12 protein-coding genes and 1 riboswitch are annotated in these 11,651 nt (G+C 56.8%); of the genes, 4 read left to right on the forward strand and 8 right to left on the reverse strand.

Features of this window, described 5'->3' with window-relative positions; all coding sequences use genetic code 11:
* Positions 1-95 precede the first annotated feature (95 nt).
* Together WMW72_RS30715 and WMW72_RS30720 are read left to right on the forward strand one after the other, a co-directional pair.
* Positions 96-1,418 carry an MFS transporter gene (locus WMW72_RS30715; protein WP_341419465.1) on the forward strand — a complete coding sequence of 441 codons (1,323 nt, stop codon included), beginning with the start codon at positions 96-98 and terminating at the stop codon, positions 1,416-1,418.
* Positions 1,419-1,588: 170 nt separating this feature from the next.
* Positions 1,589-2,596: an acrylyl-CoA reductase family protein gene (locus WMW72_RS30720; protein WP_341419410.1), complete on the forward strand. Its 1,008-nt coding sequence runs from the start codon at positions 1,589-1,591 to the stop codon at positions 2,594-2,596.
* 214 nt (positions 2,597-2,810) lie between these two features.
* On the opposite strand, the gene WMW72_RS30725 is transcribed toward WMW72_RS30720, so the two are convergent.
* Together WMW72_RS30725 and WMW72_RS30730 are read right to left on the reverse strand one after the other, a co-directional pair.
* Positions 2,811-2,978: a hypothetical protein gene (locus WMW72_RS30725; RefSeq protein ID WP_341419411.1), complete on the reverse strand. Its 168-nt coding sequence runs from the start codon at positions 2,976-2,978 to the stop codon at positions 2,811-2,813.
* 110 nt (positions 2,979-3,088) lie between these two features.
* Positions 3,089-3,171: riboswitch (cyclic di-GMP riboswitch) on the reverse strand.
* A gap of 53 nt (positions 3,172-3,224) precedes the next feature.
* A complete protein-coding gene (locus WMW72_RS30730; protein ID WP_341419412.1) occupies positions 3,225-3,872 on the reverse strand; it encodes a sensor domain-containing protein in 648 nt (215 codons plus the stop codon).
* 206 nt (positions 3,873-4,078) lie between these two features.
* Here WMW72_RS30730 and WMW72_RS30735 point away from each other — a divergent pair, with 206 nt between their 5' ends.
* Positions 4,079-4,333: a DUF1450 domain-containing protein gene (locus WMW72_RS30735; protein ID WP_341419413.1), complete on the forward strand. Its 255-nt coding sequence runs from the start codon at positions 4,079-4,081 to the stop codon at positions 4,331-4,333.
* Between the two features lie 290 nt (positions 4,334-4,623).
* On the opposite strand, the gene WMW72_RS30740 is transcribed toward WMW72_RS30735, so the two are convergent.
* The gene (locus WMW72_RS30740; protein WP_341419414.1) at positions 4,624-5,424 is read right to left on the reverse strand and encodes an RDD family protein; all 801 of its coding nucleotides are present in this window, start codon (positions 5,422-5,424) and stop codon (positions 4,624-4,626) included.
* 75 nt (positions 5,425-5,499) lie between these two features.
* On the opposite strand from WMW72_RS30740, the gene WMW72_RS30745 reads away from it, so the two are divergent.
* Positions 5,500-6,522, forward strand: coding sequence for a stage II sporulation protein M (locus tag WMW72_RS30745; protein ID WP_341419415.1), 1,023 nt, complete (start codon positions 5,500-5,502; stop codon positions 6,520-6,522).
* Here WMW72_RS30745 and WMW72_RS30750 read toward each other — a convergent pair.
* Genes WMW72_RS30750 through WMW72_RS30770 form a run of 5 tightly spaced genes read right to left on the reverse strand, consistent with a single transcriptional unit; the run spans position 6,482 to position 11,643 of the window.
* Positions 6,482-7,864 (reverse strand): DUF58 domain-containing protein, encoded by a 1,383-nt coding sequence (locus WMW72_RS30750; RefSeq protein ID WP_341419416.1) that lies wholly within the window; start codon positions 7,862-7,864, stop codon positions 6,482-6,484. The genes WMW72_RS30745 and WMW72_RS30750 overlap by 41 nt on opposite strands.
* A complete protein-coding gene (locus WMW72_RS30755; protein WP_341419417.1) occupies positions 7,815-8,741 on the reverse strand; it encodes an AAA family ATPase in 927 nt (308 codons plus the stop codon). The genes WMW72_RS30750 and WMW72_RS30755 overlap by 50 nt, the downstream gene beginning before the upstream one ends.
* A 5-nt stretch (positions 8,742-8,746) precedes the next feature.
* Positions 8,747-9,874 (reverse strand): DUF4350 domain-containing protein, encoded by a 1,128-nt coding sequence (locus tag WMW72_RS30760; protein ID WP_341419418.1) that lies wholly within the window; start codon positions 9,872-9,874, stop codon positions 8,747-8,749.
* Positions 9,858-10,496, reverse strand: a complete 639-nt coding sequence (locus WMW72_RS30765) for a DUF4129 domain-containing protein (protein ID WP_341419419.1) — start codon at positions 10,494-10,496, stop codon at positions 9,858-9,860. The genes WMW72_RS30760 and WMW72_RS30765 overlap by 17 nt, the downstream gene beginning before the upstream one ends.
* The gene (locus tag WMW72_RS30770; RefSeq protein ID WP_341419420.1) at positions 10,489-11,643 is read right to left on the reverse strand and encodes a hypothetical protein; all 1,155 of its coding nucleotides are present in this window, start codon (positions 11,641-11,643) and stop codon (positions 10,489-10,491) included. The genes WMW72_RS30765 and WMW72_RS30770 overlap by 8 nt, the downstream gene beginning before the upstream one ends.
* Positions 11,644-11,651: the final 8 nt, after the last annotated feature.

The raw sequence follows: 11,651 nt of genomic DNA on the forward strand, positions 1-11,651 counted from the left end.
GAAGCGCAAGGAATTTGACTGCCCGGCACGAATACAAGTGTATAACAGACCGTCTGGTTTTTGGGTCCAGAAGGGAAGGAGGCTCCACGATGTCCATGATGCCGGAATCTGCGAAGCGTTCCGATGTACCCCGCAGCGGCTGGCAGCTGTACTTGTCCCTGCCGGTACTCGTCTGGGCGCTGTATGATTTTGCGAATACGATATTCACCTCGAACATCATCACGATCTTTTTCCCGTTTTATTTGCAGGAAACGCTCGGGGGCAGTGAGAAGCTGGACCAGGTGGCCAGCACCTTCATCACGTATACCAATGCGCTTGCCAGCTTGTTCCTGGTGCTGCTGACTCCGCTGTACGGCGTTCTGATCGACCGGACCGGCCGCAAGAAGCCATTCCTGCTGCCGCTCACGCTGCTCTGCATCGGAAGCACACTGCTGATGGGCGCTGCCTCATACTGGCAGACCGGGCTTACCGTGGCGGGGATTCCTCTACCGCTGGCGATGGTGCTTATTTTGTTTATGTTTTCCAAATTTTTCTATAACTCCAGCCTTGTTTTCTATGATGCGATGATCTCGGACCTCGGCAGCGAGAAGGAACTGCCGCTCATCTCGGGCTATGGCGTTGCGATCGGTTACTTCGGGACGCTGGTCGGCCTCGCCGTTTACCCGTTTATCGGGGATTCGGGCTTCCACCGCTCGTTCATTCCGAGCGCACTGATGTTTCTGATCTTTTCGCTGCCCCTGTTCCTGCTGTATAAGGAAGGACCGGGCAAGCAGGCACCGGCTGGGCCGAAGCCGTCCTTCTTCTCCGGCTACCGGGAGATTTGGCAGACATTCAAGGAAGCACGCTCCTACCGGGCGGTGTTTCTGTTTATGATCGCTTACTTTTTCTTCAATGACGCCGTAGCGACGGCAATCGCCGTCATGGGCGTCTACGCCAAGACCGTTATCGGCTTCTCGACCGGACAATTTATCCTCCTGTATCTGGTATCGACGGTTTCCAGCATCATCGGATCGTTTCTCTTCGGCTATGTGACCCGTTCTGTCGGGTCCAAGCAGGCCGTCGGCGCCGTGGCCGTCATCATGATAGTCTCCATCGCCTTAGCATCGCTGACAGCCAATCAGGGCTTATTCTGGACAGCCGGCAGCCTGTATGGCATCTCGATGGGAGCGATGTGGGTTACCTCTCGCACAATGATCGTCGAGCTAACACCCGAAGCCAAACGAGGACAGTTCTTCGGCTTATTCGCCTTCTCGGGCAAGGTGTCCTCCATCGTCGGGCCATTTCTATACGGTACGATCACCCTGACGATGGCCGATTATGGGAACCTCGCCAGTCGTCTCGCGCTGGGTTCGCTGATCGTCCTCGTCCTGATCGGATTGGCCGTACACCTCCGCGTCCCCTACACGCACAAGAAATAAAGTCTGGCATCATGCAGCCATCGGACTCCGGGTCCGGTGGCTTTCGTGTGTTCAGCCCCCCGATCTGTGCCAGACAGCAGATTGCCGTTCCGGAAGGCGTCTGCTTGTTTTTAGCGATGCCAAGAGTTAGCATGGAAGGAGGAACAGTAGTTTGAAGGGAGAGGACTAGCATGGAATCATTTCAAGCCTTCGTATTGGAGAAATCAGGGGACGCCGCCGCCGGCTCCGTCCGGCAGGTGAGCCCCGCGCAGCTTCCACAGGGCGAGGTGACCATTCGAGTTCATTACTCAAGTGTCAATTATAAGGACGGGCTAGCTGCACTGCCCAACAGCCCGATTGTCAAGTCCTATCCTTTCGTTCCCGGCATCGATCTGGCAGGTGTGATCGAACATTCGGACGCCGAAGCCTTCTCGCCGGGAGACCGGGTGCTTGTCACCGGCTACGGACTAGGGGTCGAGCATGACGGCGGCTACAGCCAGTATGCCCGCGTCCCGGCCAATTGGGTCGTTCCTTTGCCAGAAGGACTGTCTATGGCTGAGGCGATGGCGCTTGGAACGGCGGGCTTCACTGCCGCCTTGTCCTTGTATGAGCTGGAGAGAAACGGACTTCAGCCGGGCGAAGACACGGCTCCGGTTCTCGTGACGGGAGCCACCGGAGGCGTCGGCAGCGTGGCTGTCTCTCTGCTGGCCGCACGCGGGTACCGCGTCACGGCGAGCACGGGCAAGGCAGCCGAGCACGCGTATTTGCAGCAGCTTGGGGCGACGTCCATAATCGGGCGCGAGGAGCTGCGGCCCGCAGACGCGAAGCCGCTGCGCAAGGAGAACTGGGCCGCTGCGGTCGATCCGGTGGGCGGCGAAGCGCTTCCGTTCATATTGGGCTCGATCCGGTACGGAGGCGCCGCCGCCGTCAGCGGCCTAACTGGCGGTGCGGCTTTCCCGGCGACCGTATACCCGTTCATCCTGAGGGGCGTGAAGCTGCTGGGTATCGATTCGGTCTACTGTCCCATGGCAGTAAGGCAAGAGGTATGGAACAAGCTCGGCAGCAGCTGGAAGCCCCTCTCCTACCTGTCGGCCGGATACCGGACGATCGGGCTTGATGAGCTGCCGCAGGCGCTAGAGGATATTATGGCCGGACGATTGATCGGGCGGGTAATCGTTCGACTCAGCGCAGACGTATAGGTGGAGACGGGTCGGGCCCGTCCATCGCGAGGGCTTCCGCCGGAGCCATTCGGCATGGCAGTCCTATGGACTAGGCCTGCCCAAGACTCAGCAACGGCAAAAAAGATCCGGTCAAATGACCGGATCTTTGGGTGATATGTACGTCAAAACTGCTGAGTTGTGCAGACGCTGCTCAGATCAGCCTCCTGTAACGCTTCAGGTGTCATCCTCGGTATTAATTGACCGCAGATTTCATGGACTTCTCATACTCCATCAGCGTTTCGAAGGCTTCTTTCATAGCCATTAGCTCTTCTCTGGAAGCTTGTCGCATCTCTTGAATCAGATGCCCCGCGACCTTCTCACCCAGCAGTTCGTTCAATTCCCATGTTTCCTTCTCGCTCATTACACTCAACCTCCGCTAAATTTTTGCTCAAAGCTCGCAGCGCAAGGGAGCATCAGAAAGCTTCCCCTGCACAGCCAAAAGGGAAGCGTAGTGACCTAGGTCTTCGTTCCTTCGGCAGCTGGCTGACATAGTATACACGTTAGTCCCTGTAGCTTTGCGTCCCTGACTTTCGTCAGATTTGCCATTATCATGTCGGATCTTGTATCCGATGGAACTAGTATACCACGAATATAGTCCCAGATCGAGTTATTTTCCCCAGGCGCCTACGAACCAGATCGAGGCCCGGAACATCCGGTTGACGACATAAATCCCGAGCAAAAACCATACGAAGCCGATGCCCGCTACGACGTAAGAGCGCTGCTGGGGAGTTGCCATCGGCAGCAGCATATCCATCACCATATCCCCGGAGAACAGATCGTAGCCGTACCACTGCGCAGCAGCCATGTACACCAGCGGAGCGAATAGAAGAATGATCCCGACTACCGGAAAAGTGACGGCCAGCACGAATTGGATAATGCTCAGCGGAAGCTTGATAATCCAATACAGGACCGGCAAATACGATTCGAGGGAAAGCAGCACGGCCTTCATGCGGCCCATACCGTCTTGCTGGCCTTGCGCTGTTTCCCCCGACGGGTCGAATTCTCCAGGCTGATCCGGGCGGCCCAACGCCCGGGCATCCAAATCCTGCAGACGCCTGCAGCCGATCAGGGCAAAATACAGAATGGGAATTCCGATCCCAATTGGAGTGAGGGCCACCCCCAGCGTGAAGAAGACTATCGTAAAGGCAAAGCCCAGAATGCCCAAGGGCAAAGTCATGACGAGAAAATATTGCATTTTGATTAAAAACGATTGATTCCAGCCGATAGCGGCCGGTTGAGGTGCTGCATTCATCATAACATAACCCTTCCCTTTTTCCTGACTTATCATAGCTTCATTATAAGCAGGGATCCAAGATGTTCCTACCAACCTGCGAACGGGTTAGAACTGGACCAAGGTCGGGTTGTGACCGCGCATCTTCATTGACATACTGCCTGTACAGGGCCTATAATGATCGAGAATGATTATCATTGGCATGCAGACATGCTCAAGGAGACGGCCGGATGAAAATCAAGTACTGCTGTAAAAACTTCAAAAACAAAAACGGCTCCAAGTCCGTATTTAAATCGATGAAGGATGAGTTTCCCGATATCGAGCATAAGAAGAAAGACTGTCTCGGGTGCTGTAAGCTCTGCTCGAGGCAATGCGTAGCCAAAGTCGGCAAGTCCGGCGTTATCTGTGCTGAGTCCCCGGATCAGTTGTATCTACAGTTGAAGCAGCTGCTCGGAACTTCGGAAGTAGAGACTGCGGCCGTATAAGTCCTGTCAGGAGCTGCATATTTTCCTTAAAAAACTTTCTTCTGCCTCCAAGTTCTCAATCCAAGAATAACGTGAGCCCATGCAAAACACCTCCAGGAGTGAATACGAACCTCGTAAGATGTTCGTAGCTTCCTGGAGGTGTTTTTTCCTATCCCTTCTCACACTCCGCCAGAATGTCGACATAATGACTGCCATGTCCGTTACATCCAACATATGCGTAGTTTCGGACAATCGGGGCCCACTGCCGTTTGCTTCTCAAATGGCCCCCCCTGCATACTATGCGATAACCCCTACAGCGTCCATTCCTCTGATAATTGCTCGTACAGCACGATCAGATAGGCCGTCGCACTGCTGCCATAGAAACCGGGTCCGCTACCCAATTTGTCCGTGAAGCGCTGGGCGATCTTCCAGGCAAGCTCTTCCCGTTTCATCCAGTCTAGCGTCGGCAGCCGTTCTATAAACGAAGAAAGCAGCAGCCAGTCCTCGCGTTCGATCTTCCTCCTGTCGGCTTCGGACAGCTCCAATGCCGGACGCGATTCATTCCATTTGCTCAGCCACTTCCCGGTCCGGCGACGCAGAGCGAGCTGGTCAGCCCGGGTATCGCGGATAACAAGCGTGCCTGCGGCCAGATCGCCCAGCCGCTTATCCCTCGGATGCAGAAACATCCACACTGCGCCCAGGAAATAGAAGGACGGTAGGAAATCGATGAGTCTGAAAAAATTCCGGATTAGCGATGACAGAAAGGTAAGCGGCTGGCCGTTTTCCTGGACGACCCTCAGACCCATCCATTTCTTGCCGAACGATTGACCGGACATATAATACTCCGTCAGGACAAAGTAACATCCGATTAATATAAAATTAAACAAAATCAAAAAGGCCGGAATATAGTCCTTCCCGAAACCGGAAATGCCATCCCCTGTCAACATGATGCCGAGCCCAACCAGCAGGTAGACAACGGTACTCACAGCCCCCAGCAGCAAAACATCCACCAACTGAGCGGCCGTTCGGCTGCCCAAGCCCGCAGTCCGGAGTTGAAGGCGTACATGCTCGGGCGTAATAATATCCGTCTCCCGGTTAAAAACCTCGTTCATAGCAGCCTCACCTTCTCCTGCTTCCAATTTCTGTGGTAATATGAGATAGAGTCGGAAGGAGGATTTCATCATTTCATGGACATACAACGTTTCATCCGAGATCATCGGCCGGTCTGGTCTGAGCTCGAACGGCTGCTTGAGCGGTTCGACCGCCGCAAGCGTGAAGTACAGGCAGAGGAGATCGACCGGCTGACCTCCCTATACAAGCAGGCCTCCTCCCATCTGGCCTACGCGCAGACGTATTACGCAGGAGACGAAGTGGAGACATTCCTGAATCAGCTCGTTACCCGCGCTCATCATACGCTGTATGCTGAGCAGTGGAAATCCGGAACCCGTATCGGTGAATTCTTCAAGCGCCACTTTATCGGATATATGCTGGAGCGCAGATGGTTTATTCTGCTGGCCACGCTGCTGTTCCTCATCGGAGGCGTGTCCGGCTTCGCTGCCGTCTGGCAGGACCCGCTGAACCTGTATGCCGTCCTTCCTGCTTCCATAGCCGATAATGTCGACCCCCAGCGGGTAGGCGAGAATCACGATTCGGTACAGCATGCCATCATGTCGTCCACCATCATGACCAATAACATCCGCGTGGCGGTTCTCGCATTCGTCAGCGGTATCACCTTCGGCATCCTGACGGTGTATTTGATGGCTTACAATGGCTTGATTATCGGAGCGTTAGCCGCCTTGTTCTGGCAGTCTGGACGAAGCTACAGCTTCTGGGCCTACATTCTGCCCCACGGGATCATCGAGCTGACGGCGATCTTCATCGCAGGCGGGGCCGGACTGTATATGGGCTACCGGATGATCGTACCCGGCATTTACACGCGCAAGTATATGTTCCTGCGCTCTGTGAAGGAGTCGGCATTGCTGCTGATCGGCACGATTCCGTTATTCGTGATCGCAGGCATCATCGAGGGATACATCACCCCGTCCGGCCTTTCACTCGAAGTCAAATACGGATTCGCCGGCCTCACCCTGCTGGCGCTGGCGGTCTATGTGATGTATGGCGTTGTCTCCGGACGAAAGCGGCGCCTCCAGGAGCATGAGCGCACACCGGCTACAGCAGATCATCGGCTTTCACATCCAAGTACCGGTTAACCGCCGTCCAGGCCAGCTCCCCGACAGGAACATCGACGACATCGATGCCGCTGGCGGCCATTCGGGCCGCAAAGGCTCGCCGGTCCATCGTAAACTTATGCGCGAGGCTCTTGATATAGGCTTCGCGCCTGGTGGCTGTGGCCGTGTGGGCCCAGCCGTGCAGGACGTCGTCGCGCATGCCGAGCAGCAGCATATGATGCTGTCTGCGTACCCGGAGCAGTAACGGCAGCAGCTGATCCTCAAACATATCCTTGTCGAGATCGGAGAACAGCACCGTCAATCCCCGCTTCTTCTGAACCCGCAGCAGATGCTGCAGCGCCATGGAATAGCTCGCCTCGACGAACTCGGACCTCAGGTCGAATACCGCTTCTGTGATCATCTGAAGATGAGCGAGTCCCGCACCGGGCGGCACATACACCTTCACCTTGCTGGAGAATGCCAGCACGGCCACTTTATCCCCCTGCTTCAGCGCTACCGCTGCCAGAGCCAGTGCGGCCTCGAGCGAAGCATCCAGCTTGGTACGCCCTTCGAGCTCTACCCCCATCATCCGTCCGCAATCCAGCAAAATCGTGACGACCTTGCCCCGTTCCGGTCGGAATACGTTCGTCATGAGCGAGCGCGAGCGGGCCGATGCCCGCCAATTGATCAAGCGCGGATCGTCATCGGGCACGTATTCGCGAATCGCATGAAACTCCGAACCGGACCGCTCCCGCTTGTAGACTCGGCGTCCCTCCAGCATCAGGTCCCGCTGGGCGGACGCCAGAATCCCGCGCACCGCCGACAGATCCGGGTAGATGCTGATGCTTTGCCCCGTTCGGATGGTCATCTGCTTGGACCAGAGCCCCAGCCTGCCGCTGTACCGCAGCCTGATCCGGTCGAAAGCATGAATGCCCCGTTCCAGACCAGCCGCCGTATACCGAAGGCTCGCTTCCCTTCCTTGCCCTATCGTTTTCATGCCCGCTGCACCGGTCACCTGGAAAACCTGCGGCACCTCGTCAACCGCTTCAAGCTTCATCCCCTCAAGGCGGGAAGCTGGCGCGTCCACAGTCAGCATCACTTCGAATGGCATCCCGATATCCGCCTGCCTCGGCAGACTTCGGATCACCTTGAGCGCCTTCCGTCTGGGCAGCAGCGACAGATCGAGCACAGAAGCTCCCAGCAGCAGCGCGTTCACAACAGCGAACGCCGCAGGGCCGAAGCCTGCTGCATACCCTGCTCCCACCACAAGAGCGCTGCCTGCCGCCACCAAGGCTAGCCGGGGTGTAGGCACCACCAGCCGCTCCTCCAGCTTCTCAGCGAGGAACCGGAATCTGGGCCAGCGTTTCCTGGATGAAGTGGTCACTTGTTTCCCCCTCCAATTCGACCTGGGGCGTCAGCAGCAGCCGATGGCGCAAGGTCGGAACCGCCACCGTCTTGATATCATCCGGCGTAACAAAGTTCCGGCCGTCAAGCAGCGCCCATGCCTTGCTCGCCATCATCAGCGCGATACCCGCACGCGGACTGGCCCCCAGCAGAACCCGCTTATCTTCGCGCGTCTGGCGCACCAGCGTCGTGATATAAGCGAGCAGCGTATCCTGCACGACAACTTCGCCAAGGTGCGCCCTAAGCTCCCTGAGGCGGTCAAGCGTCAGAACCGGAGCTGTAGCCGACGTTTGACTAGCACCTGCAAAGGAAGGCGTATGCTCCCGCAAAATGCTCAGCTCCGCTTCCGGCGACGGGTACGAGACGATGAGCTTGAATAGAAAACGGTCGAGCTGAGCCTCAGGCAGCGGGTAGGTGCCCTCGTACTCCACCGGATTTTGCGTAGCAACGACGAAGAACGGATCGGGCAACGGATGCGTCTTGCCCTGGATCGTCACCTGCCGTTCCTCCATAGCCTCCAGCAGCGCCGCTTGCGTCTTGGGCGGAGTCCGGTTAATTTCGTCGGCGAGCAAGATGTGAGTGAAGACCGGACCGCGTATGGTTTCGAATTCATTGCTTTTCATATTCAGCACGACGCTGCCGGTAATATCGCTAGGCATCATGTCCGGTGTAAACTGAACCCGGCTGAATATCCCATCGACCGATTCGGCGAGTGTGCGGACCATCTTTGTTTTCCCCAGACCCGGTACCCCTTCCAGCAGCACATGGCCCCCGGTCAAAAATGCCGTCAACAGCAAGCGAATGTTCTTCTGCTGTCCGATTACGATTCGATCCATCTGCTGCAGCAGTTCCTGCAATCGGATCACTTCCTCTCCAGTTTGCTAATCAGCTCGTCAGCCGCACGGCTGTCGCGTTCCAGCTGTTTGGTTCCATATAAGGCTGCTTCACGGGCTCGTTGAAACCTAACTAGCAGCTCACCCAGCCTATCTACATCCGGCTTGTCCCAGTGCTGCCGTGCCGTCGCTAGCAGCTGGCTGTCGGTCGCATCGATACGGACGCCCCACCCGGCTCGGGCCAGACTGCGTATGTAGGCCTCCTGATGCGCGAGCGCTTCGCGTGCCAGTCCTCTGCGCTCATACCAGCCTGCTGCGGCAATCAGTGTCTCGTCTCCCCGCCGGACTGTCCACGCCCGTGGCGTATACGCCGGACCGAAGCGAACAGCTTTCATCCAGAGCCAGAGCAGCGCCCCGACGGTCAACTGGGCTAGGATGGCCAGCAGCCATCCGGGATAGACGGCCAGAAAGCCCGGTGTCTCCTGCATACCGTGGTGGTAATCGTCGAACCAGACCGCCTTGCGGCCGCGAGGCAGATAGGGCCAGAGCAGCTCGAAATTCGAGTGGGTCAGGATGGCGTCATTGCGCGTCCACTCCGGAACGAGCAGCAGCGTTACCGTCCCCTCTCCCCACGCCAGACGTGCCGCTATGACGCCATGCTCATCCTGCAGCAAGGGCTCGACTTCATCCGTTTCCCCGATACGGCGGCCTGAAGCGATGCTTGCGGTCCAACCTGCCTCTGCTGGCCTCAATCGGTCCTGTACAGAAACAACAGCGGTGTCAATCTGCGGCAGCGTCTTAAACTCGAACGGCTCCCCATCAGGAGGCGAGGCATGAAACAGCAGCAGGTCATTGCCCCTCTCCACCCAGTCCAGCGCATCCTCCAGCTCGCGTGCCGTCAGATTGTTCGGCTGGATCGATACCATCGTGTGCCCTTCGGCTTGGGGAAGCGACTTCCAAGGCTTGCGCCATGGCTTGACCGGTTCCCCGCTCTCTTTCAATAAATCAAACAAACCCTTCGTCCCATCCTGGGCAGGGGAGACGGATACATAACCAGCGTACTTCGGCAAGTCGGGCTTCACCAGCACATAACCGACGATCAGAAAGGCCAGCACGCTGAGCAGCAGCGCGATCCGCTGCTTATTGCGCTTCAGCATAGCGCCCCCCTCCTTCCTGTGCCGCTTCCGCCATGTCCCGCAGGCGGACATAGTCGGAAGAAGACACCTCGCCGCCCCCGTACACGACATGCTCGAAGAGCGCCGCGACGTCGGCGAACGAAGCGGCCAAACCCGGCTTGGAATCCAGCAGCTCTTCGATATATTCACGATTCGTTTTCCACTTCTCAGCCCGGACCCAGCCCTGCTCATCAAGCTGCAGCAGCAGGCCCAAGAACATCCTGCGGACCGCTTCCGCGTAATCTCCTGCGGCTGCTAGCCGCTCGGCCTCCTCCCGGTAGACCGCAGAGGATCTGTCCAGGTCGGCAGCGCTGCCGAATACGCTGCGCATGCGGCTTCGCCGGAGCAGGATAGCGCTGCGGATCAGCCAGAGAATAGCCGCTCCGAGCAGAACCAGTACAATACCAAGCACCGTATAAGCAAGTAATTTGGACGTTCCCGGCGGCAGACCTACATCCGGGAACAACCCAAACAGCTTCTCCCACATCCGCTCCAGCCAGCCCAGCAGCGGACTGGGACGCTCGCGCAAGTAACCGGCAAATTCATCCCGCGACAAAATCTCACTTAGCTTATCTTTATCGGCTTGCAGCTCCGAGTTAGTCATCGTTCGAAGTTGATCCCCCCGGCTTCGGCGGTCCGGACCGATCTGCGGATGCTTCACTTACGCCGCCAAAACCTGAACTTGAGCTTGGGGTCGGTCCTGAGCCATAGCCAGAGTCAAGCCCGTTACCTGCTCCAAGTCCTGTCGTTCCATACGAGAGATCGACTCTCGGCTGTCCCCCCGGTGCCGATGCTTGAAGGTAATTCTCCAGATCCGAGCCTTCGTTGCGGACGCGAAGATCGAAGTAAATCACTGCATAGGGAATGGTGAACAGCGGGGCGATCAGCAGAACCAGCAGCACATTGATTAGCTGGCCGATCAGTGACATTTTGAATACCCCGATCATCAGCGCGTAAGAACCCAGTGCGAAGATGGAATAAAGAACGGAGAGCAGGAGCAATACAGCGAAAATGCGCCAGAAGCTTCCCTTGGTCAAGCGCCAGCTCCGCCCGATCGCCCCTTCTCCGTCTTCCAACGCCACAATCGGCAGGAAGAATCCGAAGCGGATCATGAAAAAGCTCAGCCCCGCCCATATGCCCAGTGCAACTAGTATGTATACGACAACGCCAACAATAATAAGTACGATACTGCCCCCCAACGAACCGCTGCCTATACTAGGAAGACCGGCCGCCAAGCCTGCCGTCAACGCAACCACGATGACGATCACAATCACGAGCGCAATCCATATGCCGATCGATATGCCTGTGATGATAAGGCCATAAAGAAGCGAGTTGCCGATCACTCGGCCATAACGGCCAAATGATTGCCGCAGCACTTCGGAGAAGCGAACCTCTTGACCCTGCAGCGCCGTTTGGACCAGATGAAGCTGCGAGGACATCAGCACAGGCAGCAGCAGCACCGCATATAAAGGCATCAAGAGAAAAGAAAAAAATAGAAGACCCGGATTCAAAGCTTCTGCTTCTAAATTGCTTCTGCTGATAAACAGATCCAGCGAATCCGCGATCGAATCCCCGGCCTGCGGGAGCAGCGGAACGGATGACAAATTATAGAGCAGCAGATTTTGCAGCAAATAAAAAGGTCCCACAAACAACAGCATCAGCAAGAATGCCGTGGCGAAGTGATTCCGGTACAATTGAAAGCTCCGGTCTAAAATGGCGCCGACTCCCATCGGCCTGTTCAAGTACTCCATGCACACAT

The sequence above is a fragment of the Paenibacillus filicis genome (assembly GCF_038070315.1).
Lineage (GTDB): Bacteria > Bacillota > Bacilli > Paenibacillales > NBRC-103111 > Paenibacillus_G > Paenibacillus_G filicis.